General features: G+C 70.1%; 15 protein-coding genes. 10 read left to right on the top strand and 5 right to left on the bottom strand.

What is annotated here, in order from left to right:
* Positions 1 to 2: 2 nt before the first annotated feature.
* A complete protein-coding gene (locus tag ACFQ6X_RS24220; RefSeq protein ID WP_383184446.1) occupies positions 3 to 1,469 on the bottom strand; it encodes an MFS transporter in 1,467 nt (488 codons plus the stop codon).
* 162 nt (positions 1,470 to 1,631) lie between these two features.
* Here ACFQ6X_RS24220 and ACFQ6X_RS24225 point away from each other — a divergent pair, with 162 nt between their 5' ends.
* Positions 1,632 to 2,087 carry a MarR family winged helix-turn-helix transcriptional regulator gene (locus ACFQ6X_RS24225; protein WP_383184447.1) on the top strand — a complete coding sequence of 152 codons (456 nt, stop codon included), beginning with the start codon at positions 1,632 to 1,634 and terminating at the stop codon, positions 2,085 to 2,087.
* 148 nt (positions 2,088 to 2,235) lie between these two features.
* Positions 2,236 to 3,681: a glyceraldehyde-3-phosphate dehydrogenase gene (locus ACFQ6X_RS24230; RefSeq protein ID WP_383184448.1), complete on the top strand. Its 1,446-nt coding sequence runs from the start codon at positions 2,236 to 2,238 to the stop codon at positions 3,679 to 3,681.
* A gap of 124 nt (positions 3,682 to 3,805) precedes the next feature.
* On the opposite strand, the gene ACFQ6X_RS24235 is transcribed toward ACFQ6X_RS24230, so the two are convergent.
* Together ACFQ6X_RS24235 and ACFQ6X_RS24240 are read right to left on the bottom strand one after the other, a co-directional pair.
* Positions 3,806 to 4,072, bottom strand: coding sequence for a hypothetical protein (locus ACFQ6X_RS24235; protein ID WP_383184449.1), 267 nt, complete (start codon positions 4,070 to 4,072; stop codon positions 3,806 to 3,808).
* A gap of 60 nt (positions 4,073 to 4,132) precedes the next feature.
* Positions 4,133 to 4,906 carry an SAM-dependent methyltransferase gene (locus ACFQ6X_RS24240; protein ID WP_383184450.1) on the bottom strand — a complete coding sequence of 258 codons (774 nt, stop codon included), beginning with the start codon at positions 4,904 to 4,906 and terminating at the stop codon, positions 4,133 to 4,135.
* Positions 4,907 to 5,091: 185 nt separating this feature from the next.
* On the opposite strand from ACFQ6X_RS24240, the gene ACFQ6X_RS24245 reads away from it, so the two are divergent.
* Positions 5,092 to 5,667: an AAA family ATPase gene (locus ACFQ6X_RS24245; RefSeq protein WP_383184451.1), complete on the top strand. Its 576-nt coding sequence runs from the start codon at positions 5,092 to 5,094 to the stop codon at positions 5,665 to 5,667.
* A gap of 107 nt (positions 5,668 to 5,774) precedes the next feature.
* Here ACFQ6X_RS24245 and manD read toward each other — a convergent pair whose 3' ends face one another.
* Positions 5,775 to 6,989 (bottom strand): D-mannonate dehydratase ManD, encoded by a 1,215-nt coding sequence (gene manD / locus ACFQ6X_RS24250; protein ID WP_383184452.1) that lies wholly within the window; start codon positions 6,987 to 6,989, stop codon positions 5,775 to 5,777.
* A gap of 203 nt (positions 6,990 to 7,192) precedes the next feature.
* Positions 7,193 to 8,638, bottom strand: coding sequence for an argininosuccinate synthase (argG, locus tag ACFQ6X_RS24255; protein ID WP_383184453.1), 1,446 nt, complete (start codon positions 8,636 to 8,638; stop codon positions 7,193 to 7,195).
* An 852-nt stretch (positions 8,639 to 9,490) separates the two neighbouring features.
* On the opposite strand from argG, the gene ACFQ6X_RS24260 reads away from it, so the two are divergent.
* The 7 genes from ACFQ6X_RS24260 (at position 9,491) to ACFQ6X_RS24290 (ending at position 17,909) form a co-directional block, all read left to right on the top strand.
* Positions 9,491 to 9,820, top strand: coding sequence for a hypothetical protein (locus ACFQ6X_RS24260; protein WP_383184454.1), 330 nt, complete (start codon positions 9,491 to 9,493; stop codon positions 9,818 to 9,820).
* A 63-nt stretch (positions 9,821 to 9,883) separates the two neighbouring features.
* Positions 9,884 to 11,122, top strand: coding sequence for a sedoheptulose 7-phosphate cyclase (locus ACFQ6X_RS24265; RefSeq protein WP_383184455.1), 1,239 nt, complete (start codon positions 9,884 to 9,886; stop codon positions 11,120 to 11,122).
* Positions 11,123 to 12,238, top strand: coding sequence for a sugar phosphate nucleotidyltransferase (locus ACFQ6X_RS24270; protein WP_383184456.1), 1,116 nt, complete (start codon positions 11,123 to 11,125; stop codon positions 12,236 to 12,238). It abuts the gene before it with no gap.
* The gene (locus tag ACFQ6X_RS24275; protein ID WP_383184457.1) at positions 12,235 to 13,308 is read left to right on the top strand and encodes an ROK family protein; all 1,074 of its coding nucleotides are present in this window, start codon (positions 12,235 to 12,237) and stop codon (positions 13,306 to 13,308) included. Before ACFQ6X_RS24270 ends, ACFQ6X_RS24275 begins: the two co-directional genes overlap by 4 nt.
* Positions 13,286 to 14,203, top strand: coding sequence for an SDR family oxidoreductase (locus ACFQ6X_RS24280; RefSeq protein ID WP_383184458.1), 918 nt, complete (start codon positions 13,286 to 13,288; stop codon positions 14,201 to 14,203). The genes ACFQ6X_RS24275 and ACFQ6X_RS24280 overlap by 23 nt, the downstream gene beginning before the upstream one ends.
* Positions 14,204 to 14,271: 68 nt before the next feature.
* A complete protein-coding gene (locus ACFQ6X_RS24285; RefSeq protein ID WP_383184459.1) occupies positions 14,272 to 15,429 on the top strand; it encodes a VOC family protein in 1,158 nt (385 codons plus the stop codon).
* Positions 15,426 to 17,909, top strand: coding sequence for an MFS transporter (locus ACFQ6X_RS24290; protein ID WP_383184460.1), 2,484 nt, complete (start codon positions 15,426 to 15,428; stop codon positions 17,907 to 17,909). The genes ACFQ6X_RS24285 and ACFQ6X_RS24290 overlap by 4 nt, the downstream gene beginning before the upstream one ends.
* Positions 17,910 to 17,915: the final 6 nt, after the last annotated feature.

Consider the following 17,915-nt stretch of genomic DNA (forward strand, 5'->3'; position numbering starts at 1 on the left):
GATCAGGCCGACGCGGCCTTCACCGTGGCCTGCTCCTCGACGGCGGCCCCCTCGGCCTTCTTGTCGAGAACGCCGGCGGCGCGGGCGGCCGGGATGACCGCCGCGATCAGTGCGGCCACCAGAGCGACGCCGCCTCCGATGACCAGGCCGGCGCGGAAGCCGTTCTCCGAGGTGAGGCTGAAGCCGCCCATGGTGATGTTCATCTGGGACAGGACCACTCCGACCACCGCGGCACCGATCGAGGTTCCGAGGGATCGCATGAGTGTGTTGAAGCCGTTCGCGGCGGCGGTCTCGGAGAGCGGTACCGAGCTCATGATCAGCGCGGGCATCGAACCGTAGGCGAGGCCCACACCGCCGTTGATGACCAGACAGACGAGCATCAGCCCCCATGCGGAGCCCATCAGGACCAGCGACAGGCCGTAGCCCGCGGCGATCACGAGCGAGCCGCAGATCAGGGTGAACTTCGGGCCCCGGGCGTCGGTGAGCTTTCCGCCGAACGGCGAGACGAGCATCATCATGATGCCGCCGGGCGCCATCCACAGACCTGCGGCGAGCATCGACTGCCCCAGGCCGTAACCGGTCGCATCGGGGAACTGCAGCAGCTGAGGGATGATCAGCATGCTGGCGTACATGCCGAACCCGATGAACACGGACGCGAGGTTGGTGAGCAGGACCCGGGGGCGGGCCGTGGTGCGCAGGTCGACCAGCGGATCCCGGGTGCGGGTCTCCCAGAAGCCCCAGGCCAGCAGGACCACGACGGCGGTGGTGAACAGGCCGAGCGTCTGCGTCGAGCCCCATCCCCACTCGGCGCCCTTGGAGACGGCGAGCAGGAGGCTGACCAGTCCCACACCGAGACCGATCGCGCCGGGTGCGTCGAAACGCTGGCCCTTGGCGCCCGCCGGGATGTCCGGGATCATGAACCAGATCAGTGCGGCGATCGTCACGGCGAGCACGGCCGAACCCCAGAAGAGCACCCGCCAGCTCGTGTACTGGGCGACGGCTGCGGAGATCGGCAGGCCGAGACCGCCGCCGATGCCCATGGAGGCGCTGACCAGCGCGATGGAGGAGCTCAGCTTCTCCGCGGGGACCACGTCACGCAGCAGGGCGATACCGAGCGGCACCATGCCCATCCCCATGCCCTGCAGACCGCGCCCGACGATCATGGGGACGACGGAGGACGCGAGCGCGCACACCACCGAACCCACGATGAGGGGCACGGAGCACGCGAGAAGCATCCTGCGCTTGCCCAGCAGGTCACCGAGCCGTCCGGTGACGGGCACGCACACGGCCGCCACCAGCAGGGTGACCGTGATCACCCAGGCGCTGTTCGCGGACGAGGTGTGCAGGATCCGGGGCAGCTCCCCGATCAGGGGCGTGACCAGCGTCTGCATGATGGCCGCCGTGGTGCCGGCGAAGGCCAGCGTGGCGACCACGGCGCCTGCGCGGGCCGAGGGCTGGGGGGCTTCCATAGAGGGATTCCTCGCATATCTGTCGGGTGCAATGTGCATCGTACACATCGAATGTATCAAGCACGTTATATGTGTGATGCACATGGTCGTGCGACACTTGAGCCCCGGCCGAGGCGAACCGCAACGTGCCGGCGAGGCGGAAGTGCAGGAGGCAGCGCGCGCATGAGCAGGCCGACGTACGAGGTCGAGTACGAGCAGATGCTGCTCAGCCGCCACGGACTCCTGCAGCACAGAGACGGGCGCACCAAGGACGGCGGGCTGGAGCGCAGCGCCTACATCCTGCTCAGCCGCCTCCGCGTCCAGGGGCCGATGTCGATCGGCGAACTGAGCGACGCCTTCGGGCTCGACGCCTCCACCCTCAACCGGCAGACCGCCGCCGTGATGCACACGGGCCTGGCCGAGCGCATCCCCGACCCCGCGGGCGGCATGGCCCGCAAGTTCCGCATCACCGACGAGGGCGTCCGCCTGCTGGACGAGGAACGCGAGCGCACCGTCCGCTCGCTGCGACGGGTCATGGCCGACTGGCCGGAGCAGGACATCGCCGCCTTCGCCGCCTACCTCAAGCGGTTCAACACCGGCATCGAGCGGCTCGGCGGACGGCCTTGGCCGCGACCCTGACCCGTTTCACCACCGCGATGCCGGCACCCCGGCCATGGCGGCCACGAGCCCGCCCATGACCGCCGCCAGGCCCCCGAGGGCACCCCCTGCATGATCAAAAGGAGGTCGGGTTAGCATATGAGCGCCTCCTAGCTCGAAAGATAAACCTGTGACTGTCAATGACGACTCGTTCACCGACTGGAAGATCCGCGAGGAGATCGCGGAATCGATGATCCCCATCATCGGGAAGCTGCACCGTGAGGGGGACGTCACCGTTCTCCTTCACAGCCGCTCCTTGGTGAACAAGTCGGTGGTCAGCCTCCTGAAGACCCACCGCTTCGCGCGCCAGATCGCCGGTGAGGAGCTCTCGGTCACCGAGACGCTGCCCTTCCTGCGGGCTCTGACCACGCTGGACCTCGGCCCTTCCCAGGTCGACATCGGCATGCTCGCCGCGACGTACAAGGCCGACGACCGCGGCCTCTCGGTGGAGGAGTTCACCGCCGAGGCCGTCTCCGGCGCCACCGGTGCCAACAAGATCGAGCGCCGCGAGCCGCGAGACGTCGTCCTCTACGGGTTCGGCCGCATCGGCCGCCTCGTCGCGCGCCTGCTCATCGAGAAGGCCGGCTCCGGCAACGGCCTGCGGCTGCGCGCCATCGTCGTCCGCCAGGGCGGCGAGCAGGACATCGTCAAGCGCGCCTCGCTGCTGCGCCGCGACTCCATCCACGGCCAGTTCCAGGGCACGATCACCGTCGACGAGGCGAACAGCACCATCGTCGCCAACGGCAACGAGATCAAGGTGATCTACGCCGGAGACCCGTCGGAGGTCGACTACACGGCGTACGGCATCAAGAACGCCATCCTCATCGACAACACCGGCAAGTGGCGCGACCGCGAGGGCCTGTCGAAGCACCTGCGCCCCGGCATCGACAAGGTCGTCCTGACCGCGCCGGGCAAGGGCGACGTCCCCAACATCGTGCACGGCGTCAACCACGACACGATCAAGCCCGACGAGCAGATCCTGTCGTGCGCGTCCTGCACCACCAACGCGATCGTCCCGCCGCTGAAGGCGATGGCGGACGAGTACGGCGTCCTGCGCGGCCACGTGGAGACCGTCCACTCGTTCACCAACGACCAGAACCTGCTGGACAACTACCACCCGTCGGACCGCCGCGGCCGCTCGGCGCCGCTCAACATGGTCATCACCGAGACGGGCGCCGCGTCCGCCGTCGCCAAGGCGCTGCCCGACCTCGACGCGCCGATCACCGGCAGCTCGATCCGTGTCCCGGTTCCGGACGTCTCGATCGCGATCCTCAGCCTGAGGCTCGGACGCGAGACCAACCGTGAGGAGGTCCTCGACTACCTCCGCAACGTGTCGCTGACCTCCCCGCTCAAGCGTCAGATCGACTTCACCACGGCACCCGACGCGGTCTCGAGCGACTTCATCGGCTCGCGGCACGCCTCGATCGTCGACGCCGGTGCCACGAAGGTCGACGGCGACAACGCGATCCTCTACCTCTGGTACGACAACGAGTTCGGCTACTCCTGCCAGGTCATCCGCGTGGTTCAGCACGTGTCCGGGGTGGAGTACCCGACCTACCCGGCCCCGGCGGTCTGATCGCGGCGGACCGTCAGGTCCGCTCCGGTCCGCCGCCCGGCGGACGGCACTGTGGGAGAGCGACCGGTCCGGTCGCTCTCCCACAGCCGTGTCCGGCCCGGCGGAACGGCGCGTCGGACAGCCCTCAGGGGCTGTCTCCGCGCCAGTGGAACCGGCGCGGCTCCACGGCCCGCGGCGCGTAGAGGGCGCGGCCGCCCGGACCGTAGCGGCCGATCTCCGTGGGCAGGGCGACCGTTTCGTGACGGGCGGGGTCGGGCCAGTCGGTGACATCCAGGAGCAGCCCGTCCAGGGGTCCGCCGACCAGCTCCACGTACGCGCGGCCCGGAAGCGGTCCGGCATCCTCGTGATCCGCCCCGTAGACCCTGCCGCGCATGAACTCCAGCTCATCCATACGGGCAGCATCGCAGTCGGCACTGACACCCGCCCGCTACGAGCGGTGCCGGTCAGGCACTCACTCGGCGCTCACCCTGCGCGCGGTGACCAGTGCGAAGCTGAGGAACTCGCCGGCGTCCGTGGTGAGCATGTCGATCACAGGCTGACCGGACGCCCGGTCTTCCGGCCGGAACTCGGCGCACGCCCGTGTCCACAGCAGCCAGTCCTGCCAGGCGTCCGGCTGCAGCCGTGCCGACGTGACAGTCACCAGATCGGTGATCTCCCACTGGAAGCGCCACCACTCGGCCGTGTGCCAGGCGATCGCCTCCCATCCGACGACTTCCCTGATGTGCGGAGGGATCGCCCCCAAGTCCCGCACCTCACGGTTCATCGCGGGTGTCGCCATGCCCAACTGCCCACCCGGGCGCAGGAACCGAAGCAGGTACGGCAGGTAGTTGTCCGCCGTGCCGAAGTACTCGAACGCGTCGATGCTCACGATGGCGTCGAAGCTCTCGTGCTCGAACGGCAGGACGTGCGCCTCCGCGTGCACGGCCTCCACCCGGTCGCCGACACCGGCCTCGGCGAAGACGGCCGCCGCCTCCTCCGCGCCGATCCACCAGTCCGCCGCCACGACCTGGACGCCGTACTCGCGTGCCAGGAACACCGATGTCGCACCCTTGCCGGAACCGAGGTCGAGAACCCTCATGCCCGGGCGCAGATCAAGGTCCTGAGCGAGGTTCTCCAGCAGCCACAACGGGTTCGGCCCCATGTCCAGCCCGAGGAGCCAGCCCGGGTCGTAGCGGGACGAGCGCGGATAGCGGTCCGGGCGTACCAGGTCATCGAGAAAGGTCACCGCCCGACCCAAGCGGCTCACCGCTGACCGTGCAACCGGATATCGCGGAGCCGGAGTTCTCGCCCCGCCCCGAGGCCGGGTACCAGGAGATGCCGCTCAAGGCGAGGGCCTCCGCTACTCCCCTTCCTCCAGGAAGAATGCCTCCGGATGGATCCGAGCACTGCGATACAGGAGGCATGGCGGAAATGACCGGAGCGAGCGAATCCCGGACAGCGGGAGCGGGCGGAGCGGGAGCACCCGTCGTGCTGATCACGGGTGTCATGGCGGCGGGGAAGTCCACGGTCGCCCAACTGCTCGCCGAGCGGCTGCCGAAGGCCGCCCACGTCCGCGGCGACTCCTTCCGCAGGATGATGGTGTCCGGCCGTGAGGAGCTGATGCCGGAGGAGACCCCGGAAGCTCTCGCACAGTTGTGGCTGCGCTACCGGTTGTCGGCCGCCACCGCCGACGCGTACGCGGCGCAGGGCTGGACCGCGGTGGTCCAGGACGTCGTCCTCGGCAAGGACCTGGCGGACTACGCTGCCCTGATCAGAACCGAACCGCTCCACATCGTCGTCCTGTCCCCCGATCCGGACGTCGTCGCGGCACGGGAGGAAAGCCGGGCCAAGACCGGTTACGGCGCCTGGACCATTGAGGCTCTCGACGCGTCGCTGCGCGAGGACACCCCCCGTCTGGGCCTGTGGATCGACAACTCCCGGCAGACACCGGAAGAGACCGTCCAGACCATTCTCGACCGCCTCGACGACCTCGCCGCAGACCGGTGACGCGGGCGGTCGATGACGACCCCGGAGGTGGTATCCCTTCCCCTGACTGATTCGTACACGTCCATCGCGAAGGGTGTCCGATCGAGGCCGCGTGCGGTGACCGGGACTCACCAGTCGTGGACGGTGCCGTCCTGGAGTCGGTTGACCGGCAGGTAGGCAGCTTCGTACGGGTGGGCGGCCGCCGCCTTCTCGTCGAGCTCGACGCCGATGCCGGGTGCCTCGCCCGGGTGCAGGTGTCCGTCGGTGAATGTGTAGGCGTGCGGGAAGACCTCCTCGGTGAGCGGTGTGTGGCCCGAGTACTCCTGGATGCCGAAGTTGTGGACGGCGAGGTCGAGGTGGACGGCTGCCGCCATGCCGACCGGGGAGATGTCCTGCGGGCCGTGCACGGCGGTCCTGATCTGGTACAGCGCGGCGAAGTCGAAGAGCTTCCGCAGCGGGGTGACGCCGCCGAAGTGGGTGACGGCGGACCGCACGTAGTCGATCAACTGCTCGGTGATCAAGGTCTGGTAGTCGTGGACGGTGTTGAAGACCTCGCCCACGGCCAGGGGCGTGGTGGTGTGCCGGCGCACCAGGCGAAGGGCCTCCTGGTTCTCCGCAGGCGTGCAGTCCTCCAGCCAGAAGGGCCGGTACGGCTCCAGGTCCTTGCCGAGCCGCGCGGCCTGCATCGGTGTGAGCCGGTGGTGCACGTCGTGGAGCAGAGGCAGTTCGCCGCCGAACTCGGCGCGTACCGCGTCGAAGACAGCGGGCACGTGGCGGAGGTAGGCGTCACTGTCCCAGTCCTCGACCAGCGGTCGGGCCTGCTGGTGGAGGACCGGCGAGCCGTCGTCGTCCGTGCTGTGCACCCCGTACACGGCCTTCAGACCGGGGATGCCGGACTGGATGCGGACCGCCTGGTACCCCTCGTCGAGACGGGCCCTGACCGAGTCCAGGAGTTCCGGGATGTCGCCGCCGTTGGCGTGCCCGTACGTGCGGACGCGCTCCCTGCTCGCACCTCCGAGGAGCTGGTACAGCGGAAGCCCGGCCGCCTTGGCCTTGATGTCCCACAGGGCGACGTCGACGGCGGCGAGGGCGGCCATCGTCACCGGTCCGCGCCGCCAGTAGGCGCCCCGGTACAGGAACTGCCAGGTGTCTTCGATCCGGTGCGGGTCCACACCGATGAGCAGGGGCGCGATGTGGTCGGTGAGGTAGCTGACGACGGCCAGTTCCCTGCCGTTGAGCGTGGCGTCGCCCAGACCGGTGAGGCCTTCGTCGGTCGTCAGTTTCAGCGTGACGAAGTTCCGGCCGGGGCTGGTGACGACCACCGTCGCGTCGACGATCTTCATACGGATGCTCTTCTCCGATGCGGTGGGTGTGGCGAACGGGCTCGGCCTTTGCGGCACCCGGCGCCAACCCTGCACCACACGGTGCTGCGTCGGGGCGGCGGGGCGGAACGGCGCAGGCCGGCTCGACGCCGTGGGCGCCGAGCCGGCCTGTCCGGTGGTGCGACCCCCGCAGGGGTGCCGAGCCTTGTGCTCGACGGAGCGGGTCAGTCCGTGCCGAACTCCATCGCGGCGCGGTCCAGCATCTCGTCGTCGTCGGAGACCTCGCCGCGGGAGGCGATGGCCTCGGCGCCGCCCTCCGGCAGGGTGCCGATCAGACCGGTCGCGGCCGCCTGTGCGGCGCCGATGGCCGGGTTGGCGGTGCCGATCAGGCCCAGTCCGGCGTACTGCTCCAGCTTGGCGCGCGAGTCGGCGATGTCGAGGTTGCGCATCGTGAGCTGGCCGATCCGGTCGACCGGGCCGAACGCCGAGTCCTCGGTGCGCTCCATGGACAGCTTGTCCGGGTGGTAGCTGAACGCGGGGCCCGTGGTGTCGAGGAGCGAGTAGTCCTCGCCGCGCCGCAGCCGCAGTGTCACCTCGCCGGTGACGGCCGTGCCGACCCAGCGCTGGATCGACTCGCGCACCATCAGTGCCTGCGGGTCCAGCCAGCGGCCCTCGTACATCAGCCGGCCGAGGCGCCGTCCCTCGTTGTGGTACTGGGCGAGGGTGTCCTCGTTGTGGATGGCGTTGACCAGGCGCTCGTACGCGGCGTGCAGCAGGGCCATGCCCGGTGCCTCGTAGATGCCGCGGCTCTTGGCCTCGATGATCCGGTTCTCGATCTGGTCCGACATGCCCATGCCGTGCCGGCCGCCGATGGCGTTCGCCTTCATCACCAGGTCGACGGGGGAGGCGAACTTCTCACCGTTGATCGTCACCGGGCGGCCCTGGTCGAAGCCGATCGTCACGTCCTCGGTGGCGATCTCGACGGAGGGGTCCCAGAACCGCACACCCATGATGGGGTCGACCGTCTCCACGCCGGTGTTCAGGTGCTCCAGGGTCTTGGCCTCGTGGGTGGCACCCCAGATGTTGGCGTCCGTGGAGTAGGCCTTCTCGGTGCTGTCGCGGTAGGGGAGGTCGTGGGCGAGAAGCCACTCCGACATCTCCTTGCGGCCGCCGAGCTCGGTGACGAAGTCCGCGTCGAGCCACGGCTTGTAGATCCGCAGGTGCGGGTTGGCGAGCAGACCGTAGCGGTAGAACCGCTCGATGTCGTTGCCCTTGAAGGTCGAGCCGTCGCCCCAGATCTGGACGTCGTCCTCGAGCATCGCCCGGACCAGGAGGGTGCCGGTGACGGCACGGCCGAGGGGCGTCGTGTTGAAGTAGGCGCGCCCGCCCGAGCGGATGTGGAACGCGCCGCACGTGAGTGCGGCCAGGCCCTCCTCGACCAGCGCCGCACGGCAGTCGACCAGGCGCGCGATCTCGGCACCGTAAGCCTTCGCACGGCCGGGAACGGAGCCGATGTCGGGCTCGTCGTACTGGCCGATGTCGGCGGTGTAGGTGCACGGGACGGCGCCCTTGTCGCGCATCCACGCGACCGCGACCGAGGTATCGAGACCGCCCGAGAAGGCGATGCCGACACGCTCGCCGGCGGGAAGGGAGGTGAGGACCTTAGACATAGGAAGATTATGCATCATCGCGCATGCCCATGCAAAACGCCGGGTCGCGCGCCCGCCCGGGCAGGCACGGACACACGGCCTACGAGGCCTGCCGCGACAGCCCGGAGCGGCCACGGGTATCGAAGGACGAACACCCGTCCGGTTTCAGACATCGCCGATGAGTCGTTTCAGCAGAGGCGGCGGGGGCGGGTATGACCGCTGAGCAAACACGGGAGGCGCGCGACCCGACCCGGCTGCCGGGACCGCACACCCGCGCCACACCGGAACCCGGGACGCCCGCGACGCACCTCAGAGGTTTCCCCCGGGCGGACGGGGCTCGTTCCCGACTGTCGCGACCGGACCGCCGACGCCATGGCCACGGGCGGAGCCCTCCCACGGCGCACCCCCCCGAGGGGACGACGTTTGTGCAGGCGGGAGAGCGCACCCGCATCAATTCACTTGACAATGCGGGATCGAAATCGGACGCGACGATCGCCTATTTGCACGAGAGAACCAGCATCCTGAACACATGCGAGCCGTGGCCTGAACTCGCCTCCAGCGCCCTTGACTTGAACTGGAGCACCGGTCTTGAATGATCGCACCATTGCTCGAACTTAAAACAATTGATCGATAACTGCCGCTGGGAAGATCCATCCGACCATCCACCCGGACAGTAACGGCATTGCCACCCGATGATCCGTTTTGCCACGCCCTGTTCCCGGCTCGACCCGGCGGTCCGAATCGCCCCGGAAAGCCAGGGGAACGTCCGGCAATTCCTCCCGGCCGGCCCGGCATCAGCCGCTCAGCGGTACTTTCCTGCCGATAAACGAACAACGCCGCCGGTGACATTCCTGTCCGTTCAAGGAGAGAAAAGTGGGCAAGTTCGTCCTGGCCGTGCGCACGCGCCCGGTTCCCGGCTCCGAAGAGGATTATCACGAGTGGTACGACACATACCATCTGGACGAAGTGCTGGCGATTCCCGATTTCGTCACCGCCGAGCGTTTTGAGTGGTGGGACGGAGACGACCGAGCGGGCGCCGGGCAGGGAGACCACCTCGCACTGTTCACCGTCGAGTCCGGTGACATCGATGTCACCATCGGGACATTCCGGAAAGCCCAGAAGTCGATGAAGGTTCCGCCCTGTCTGGATCCCGACAGCGTTTCGCTCCAGTGGTGGCGGTCCCTGGGACCGCACACTCCGTGACCGAGCCCGGACGTCCGGGGACCACGCTCCGCATCCTTGGCAACTGAGGAGATGCTCGCCGCAATGACAGCAGAGTCGATACCGAGGCCGGACAGCCTGCACGGCGCCGAGCAACCTCAAAACCGCACATGGCACATGAGGGCCAGCAAGGTCGTCAGCTATGAAGTCGTCTTGTTGACCGGCCTGTTGGACCCGTCCCAGCCGGCGCTGGCCGCGGCGTGCTCACCGGACGGCGGCGGACCGGGCCGTCAGCTCATCGTGATCGACTCGACCGTGTACGCGCTGTACGGACGCCGGATCGGCGCCTACTTCGCCGCGCGGGGGGTCGAGCACGAGTTCTGCGTCGTCGAGGCGCACGAATCCGTGAAGAGCATGGACACGGTCTTCGGGATCGTCGCGTCCATGGACGCCTTCGGCGTGCCACGGCGGCGGGAGCCGGTCCTGGCCGTGGGGGGCGGTGTACTCACCGACCTGGTCGGTCTCGCGACCAGCCTGTACCGGCGGTCGACCCCCTACATACGGGTGCCCACCACCCTCATCGGCATGGTCGACGCAGCCGTGGGCGCCAAGACCGGGGTCAACTTCCATGGGCACAAGAACCGTCTGGGCACCTACCACCCTTCGGCCGTGACGCTGATCGACCCGGGGTTCCTGACCACGCTCGACCCCCAGCACATCCGCAACGGGCTGGCAGAGATCCTGAAGATAGCCCTGGTGAAGGATGCTTCCCTCTTCACGCTCCTCGCCGAACACGGCCAACGGCTGGTCGAGGAACGGATGCAGTCGGTCGGCAGCGAGGACCGGGGAGCCGCCGGGGCCGAGGTGATACGGCTGGCGATCCAGGGCATGCTCGAGGAGCTGCAGCCCAACCTCTGGGAGCACCAGTTACAGCGGCTCGTCGACTTCGGTCACTCCTTCTCCCCCAGGATCGAGATGGAGGCGCTCCCCGAGCTGCTGCACGGCGAAGCCGTCTGCGTGGACATGGCGTTCAGCGCGGTGCTCGCGTACCGCAGGGGGCTGCTCGACGACAACGACCTGTCGCGGATCCTCCGTGTGATGAACGACTTGGGGCTGCCGACCTGGCACCCCGTCTGCACGCCGGAGCTCATGGCCGAGGCGCTCGAGGAGACCGTCAAGCACCGGGACGGCCGGCAGTTGCTGCCGCTGCCCGAGTCGATCGGCGGTGCTCGCTTCGTCGACGACGTCACGCGGGCCGAGCTGGACGGGGCGCTGGCGGAGCTCCGGCGGATCGGCGGGAGTGCCGGTGCACTCGCCGCGATGTCGGGAAGCAGGGGTGCCTGAGTGGACGGGGTGAGCGCGGTACTGCTGGCGGGCGGTGAGGGGCGGCGCATGGGCCCCCTGGGGACCGGCCGGTCGAAGCCGCTGGTCCCGTTCGGCGGGACCAGCCGCCTGATCGACTTCAGTCTGGACAACGCCCGCCGTTCGGGCTTCCGCGAGGTGCTGCTCCTGTCGCAGTACGAGGAGCGGCGGCTCATGGACGACCTGCACACCGTGTGGAACCGGACACCCGGTTTCCGGGTGCACTTCGGACCGTACGACGAGGCCTACCGCGGTGCACCCTCCGGACTGCCCGGCACCTTGCCGGACCGGACCGGACCTCACGAACGCGGCACCGCCGACGCGCTCGTGAGCAAGGAGAAGCACATCTTCGGGGACGGCGTGTCCGAGGTCCTGGTGCTGCACGCCGACCACGTCTACCGGTTCGACTACGGCGAGATGATCCGGCAGCACCGGGCGGACAGGGCCGCCCTGACCGTGTCGTTCCAGCGCATCGAGCGGCGCTACGTCCACCTCTTCGGCATGGTGGAGTTCGACGCGTCGGGCAACCTGACCGGCTTCGTCGAGAAGCCGCCGCAGCCGACCAGCGACCTGGTCTTCGCGGCCTTCTGCGTATTCGACGCCACCGTCGTACGCCGCTATCTGAAGCAGCTCGAGGGAACTTCCTGGCAGCACGACATCAGCCGGGACGTCATTCCCGCGATGCTGGCCGGCGGGGAGCGGATCCGCGGCTTCGAAGTGCGCGACTACTGGGAGGACATCGGCACCGTCGACCGCTATCACCGCGCGCACCGCGGGCTGTTGCGCGGGAAGCCGACCCTGCCTCTCTCCGATCTGCCGCTCACCGTCCGGCCCGAGGTGGCACGGCGGTTGGTGACGGAGGAACCAGGCGTCCGGCACAGCATGGTCCCGGCCGATCTGGTCAACCGGGGGCTGCTGGAGGGCAGCGTCGCCTACCCCGGGGTACGGATCGGAGCGGGCGCCCGGGTGCGCGACTGCGTCCTGCTGCCCGGAGCCGAGGTGGCGGCCGGCGCGGAGCTGGAGTCGGCGATCGTCCTGGAGGACGGGACGGTTCAGTACTGCGGCGACGACGCACCGGCAGGGGGTGCCGGGTCATGACGGCGGAGAGCATCACGGTGGGCGGTCCTCAGGTCCATGTCGTGGCCGACCTCGGCGGGACGACACTGCGGATCGGCCGCGTCACCGGGGGCGGCTCCCGGGTGGAGGACATCCGCCGGATCGCCACCGAAGGGCTGGGGCGCTACGGGACGTTGTCGGCGCAGGCCCTGCAGGACCGGGTGATGGAGCAGCTGGGAGCCGAGCTCGCGGCGTACCTCGACTCGCCGTCCGGAGCCGGCGCGAGCGCGGTGGGGGTCTCGTTCGCGGGGCCGATGAGCCGCGACGGAGTCGTGCTCGCGGGCCCCACGCTGTGGGGCGGCGACGCGGAGCCGCTGCCGGTCGGGCGCCTGCTGACTCAGCGTCTGGGGCTGCCGGTCCTGGCCGCGAACGACATCACCGCAGCCGCGTGGCGGTACGCGGCCGTCGAAGCGGCACCGTTCTGCCTCATCACGGTCAGTTCGGGCATCGGCAGCAAGGTGTTCCGCCACGGGGAGGTGCTGATCGACGAGGCCGGCCACGGTGGCGAGATAGGCCACTGGCGCGTCGACCCGAGCGACAGCGCCCCGCCGTGCGAGTGCGGCGGCCGGGGCCACCTGGGGGCGATCGCGTCCGGGCGCGGCGTCCTGCTGGGGGCGCGCCGGGCAGCGGCCGAGGATCCCGGCGGGTTCGCCCGCTCGGCGCTCGCCGGGCCTGCGGGGAACCGGCCCGAGGGTGTGACGAACGAGGCGCTCGCCGCGGCGATCCGGGAGGGCGACCCCTTCGCGACCGCGGTCCTGCGTACCGCACTCGTCCCGCTCGCATCCGCGGTCAACTGCATCTTCACCGCGATCGGCATCCGCAGGTACCTGTTCATCGGAGGCTTCGCCATCGCGGTGGGGCAGCGTTTCCTCACCTTGCTGGGCGACGAGCTGACGAGGCTCGGGTGCTTCGGGCTCAGCAACGGCGAGACACGCGACATGCTCGCCCTCGGCGCCGCGGACGACGACCACTGCCTGATCGGGATCGGGCAGATGCTGGCCCGGACCCTCCCCGCATCGGAGGTGACGGGTGCGCACACTCATCGTCGGTAGCGGATTCGTGGGGCGTGCCCTGGCCCATGACGCCGTGCGCTCGGGCGGGACGGCCCTGCTCGCCTCGCGCAACCCGCCGGAGGCGAGGGACGACGGCCTGCCGCCTCCTGACTGGACCCGTCTGGACATCACCGAACCCGGTGCTTTCCGAAGCGTTCTCGGCCGCTCGGGCGCCGACGCCGTCGTGCTGGTGCACGGGCCGTCGGACGTCACCTGGTGCACACAGCATCCGGATGCCGCGATGGCGGGGCACGCCGACGCCGCCACGGAGGTGGTCGAGGCCGCCGGGGACCGGCGCGTCGTGCTGATCTCCACCGACAACGTCTTCGACGGCGCCTCCGGGACGCCTGACGAGACGACACCCACCAGGCCCGGAAACACCTACGGGCGGGCGAAGCTGGCGGCGGAGAAGATCGTGTCCGACGCCGCGGACGCCACCGTGCTGAGGGTGAGTCTGATCTACGGCTGGGAGCCGGCCACGGTGCCGAAGTGGCTGAACTTCTTCGCGTCCTGCGTGCACAAGTTGCGGGCGGGCCTGCCCGTGGAGGCGCCCTTCGACCAGTGGACCACTCCGGTGCTGCTCGACGACGTGGTGACGGTGACGGCCGCCCTCACCCTGGCGGACTCCGTTCCGCCCCTGCTGCATCTCGGCGGTCCCGAGGAGATCTCACGGGCGGACTGGGCGGCCGTCATCGCCGCGGGACTCGGGGTCCCCGGGGATCTCGTGGTGCCCGTTCCCCGGGCGGGCGGCCGGTACGCGGACCGTCCGGCCCGCTCCTGCCTGGCGAGCGGTCTGCTGTCCGTCCATCCCAGCACTGCGGGGTTGACGGTGCGGGGCGTGCGTGAGGGCACCCGTGTCCTCCTGGAACAGGCCGCGCGGACGGCGGGCCGGTGACGCGCGGACGCACAGGTCCGGCGCGACCGGGAACCGGGCATGACATCGATCCACGACGAGGAGTGCGTGTGGTGGCGGAGACGGGTTCGGGCGACGGTACGCGGGCGGACGGCGCCGCGGTGGGGAAGGGGCCCGCCGTGCCGGGCGCGCGCCGCGTCGACCACATGGCACTGACCGTGCCGGATCTGGACAGCGCGGTCGACTTCGCGGTCCGGGCACTGGGCGGTGAGCTTGTCTACCGGCTTCCCCCGCTGGCCCATGACGACGACTGGATGCGCGAGCACCTCGACACCCACCCCAGGGCAAGTACGGAGATCGCGCTGGTACGGCTGGGGCCGACGACCAACCTGGAGCTGTTCGCCTATCGGTCGCCCGACCACCGGGCGACCCCACCGCGCCCCCACGATGTCGGCAGCACCCGTCTCGCCCTGCGGGTCGACGACGTCGACGTGGCGTCAGCCGCGCTGCGGGAGCGGGCGGGGTCGCTGCCCCTGGGTCCCGTACGCACCGTCCCCGACGGGCTGCCCGACGCGGGCGTCCGGTGGGTTCTGCTGAGCACGCCCTGGGGCCAGCCGGTCGAGCTGCGCTCGGTCCCGGACCCACTGCCGTACGAGAAGGACACCTCGGCACGCCGGTTCGGCCCCTGCCCGGTCTGGAGCAACCGCGACGACGGCGTGACCGCCCCGTCCGCCCTTCCCGGAGCCCGCAACCTCGACCATCTCGCGTACACCGTCGCCGACCTGGACGAAGCCGAGACGTTCTTCGTCGACGTCCTGGGCGCGGAACCGCTGTACCGCCGCACCGTCGCACTCGACGACCCCGAACTGGCGGCGGCCCTGGGCGTGCCGGCCGGAGGACGCCTGGACCAGGCGGCGCTGCGCATGGGGCCGACCGACACCATCGAGCTCCACTGCTACCGGGACACCTCCGGCGGGCGGCGCCGTCCGCCGCGCAACAGCGACGTGGGCGGCAGCCATCTCGCCCTGTACGTCGACGACGTCGACGCCGCCGCCTCGTACCTGGGCAGCCGGCCCGGCTGCACCGTGCTGGCAGAACCCGAGACCATCGAGGAGGGTCCCCTGGCCGGGGACCGGTGGGTGTACGTGCGCACCGGGCTCGGCCTGTACATCGAGATGGTGCGCATGCCCGACGGTTCGCTGCCCTACGAACTCGCCACCGAGGCGCGGCGCCGGGCGACCGGCAGGGCCCGGTGGTGGGACCGTTGAGGGTCGCCCCGCCGGACGAGGTGCGAAGAGCCCGGGTCGCGACCTCCGCCGTCTTCCTGGTGGTCGGCAGCGTGTTCGGCGGGTGGGTGTCACGGGTGCCCGACATCAAGGCGCACGTACACGCGGACAGCGGGCCGTTCGGTCTGGCGCTGCTGGGCATCGCCGTGGGCGCGGTGGCCGCCCGTCCGTTCGCCGCGGTGTTCGTGGCCCGCCACGGCAGCCTGACCGTCACCCGGCTGACCTCCGTGGTCTGCTGCGTCTCGCTGATCGCGCCGTCGCTCGCCGTCGACGCGGTGACGCTGGGCTGCGCACTGGCCCTGATGGGGGCGGCCCTCGGCTCCGTGGACATCGCCATGAACGCCCAGGCGGTGGCGGTGGAACGACTGTACGGACGGCCGGTGATGTCGTCCTTCCACGGTCTGTACAGCATCGGTGGACTTCTCGGGGCGCTGGCGGGGGGCGGTGCGGCCGCTTCGGGTCTGTCGCCGACGGCCCACTTCACCACGGCCGCCGTGCTGACCGGCGGAACGGCCCTGCTCGTCTCCAGGTGGCTGCTGCCGTCCCCGCCCGACGGTCCCGCGGTCGGGTACCGCCGCCGGAAGGGCCTCACCCTGCCCCGCCCGGAACGCCTTCCCCTGATCCTGCTCGGGATCATCGGCTTCTGCAGCCTGGCGGCGGAGGGGGCCGTGGGTGACTGGGGATCGATCTACCTGCACGAGGACCTCGGTTCGTCCGTCGGGCACGCTTCCCTCGGCTTCGTGGTCTACTCGCTGGCCATGGTGGCGGGCCGGCTGCTCGGGGGCCGTGTGCTGGCGCGCTGGGGCGAGTGGCGGGTCATCACCTGGATGACCGCCCTGGCGGGCACCGGTTTCCTGCTGGCCCTGCTGGCCGCGCACACCCTGGCCGCCCTGGCCGGTTTCCTCGTCATGGGTCTGGGCCTGTCGCTGGTTCTGCCCGTGGTCCTCTCCAGGGCCGGCGAACTGGGCCGTGAGAGCGAGGGGCTGGGCATCGCGGTGGTCTCCAGCATCAGTGGCATGGGCCCCATCGTGGTGCCGCCGGTGATCGGGTTCCTCGCCGAAGGGGTCGGCCTGCCCGCCTCGCTGGGCACTCTCAGTGCGCTCGCCCTCGTCGCAGTCGTCCTCATGCGGGTCGTCCGGCGCCTCGGTCCGCCGCCCCCTCATCAGCACGACAGTCCCGTATCCGACGCCCGACCCGAAGGACCCGCAGTGTCTTCTCTGATCCCCGTCGACCCCGTCGTCCTGTCGACCGCCGTGGTCACCACACTCGCAGTGGAATTCGATCCGCAGGCCCGTGAGGCCAGCATCTTCTACTGGGAACGCAGCCTGCCGCACCGCCGGGCCGTCGTCGAGGCGGCCGAGCGGATCGAGGACACCGCCGTCGGCGGCCTCGTCCGCGCACTGAGGGACACGCCTGCCGATCCGGCCGTGCACCGCTCCCTGCGCGAGCGGCTCGCCGAACTCTCGCGGGCGGGCGGTGAGCCGGGCATCGACGAGCTCTTCACGCACGCCTGGCGGGCGGAGTCGAATTCCCGCCTGGGGTACCACCTGGGACCGGGCTACGACGGATCGCGTCCCGGCGGCGACATCTCCGCGGACATGCTCCGCGGCCGCCCCGGCGGTGCCGTCGCCGACGGAGGGGATGCGGAGATCCTCGTCGTCGTGCCCTTCCGCGACCGGGGGGCGGGCCGGCGGCTGAGGAATCTGCTGGCCTGTCTGATGTCCCTGCGCGACCAGTCCGCGCCCAGGGCGTCCTACCGGGTGATGGTGGTCGAGACCGACGAGACCCCGCGCAGCCGCGCCGTCATCACCCCGTACACCGATCACTATCTGTTCGCGCACAAGACCGGCCACTTCAACAAGTCCTGGGCGGTCAACGTCGGGGTGGTGAACGCGCCGGTCCGCCCCGAGGCCGTCTGCATCCTGGACGCGGACGTCCTGGCCGACCGCGACTTCATCGCGCGCAACGCCGAGCGCTTCCGGCACACCGGCACGATGGGCCATCTCAGTTACCGGGACATGTGGTGCCTCGACGAGGCCTCGACGTCCCGGGCCATCACCGAGCGTCTGTGGGAGGGGGCCCCGGAGGCGGACGCCGGTCACCTGCGCGCGTTCGTCCTGCGGCGGCCGCCCGGCTGCTGCGTCTGGGTGCGCACGAGCGCCTTCCACCGCATCGGGGGCATGGACGAACGCTTCGAGGGCTGGGGCGGCGAGGACAACGACTTCGCCTACCGGATGGACACGCACTCGGCGTTCGACCACTACGACGACCCGCTCCTGCACATGTACCACCCGTCGTCGGCCGTGCTGCGCGAGGACGGCGAACTCCTCAACGCCCACATCCCCGCGCTCACCTGGAAGGCGTCGTCGACCATCGGCGACCGGAACCGCTTCGCCGTGCCGAAGGACGCCGGACCGGTCGCCGACGCGGAGGAACAGCCGGCCGGGACCCCCGCCGGCTGAGCGGAA

Source organism: Streptomyces sp. NPDC056452, assembly GCF_042796085.1.
In the GTDB taxonomy this organism is placed as follows: Bacteria; Actinomycetota; Actinomycetes; order Streptomycetales; family Streptomycetaceae; genus Streptomyces.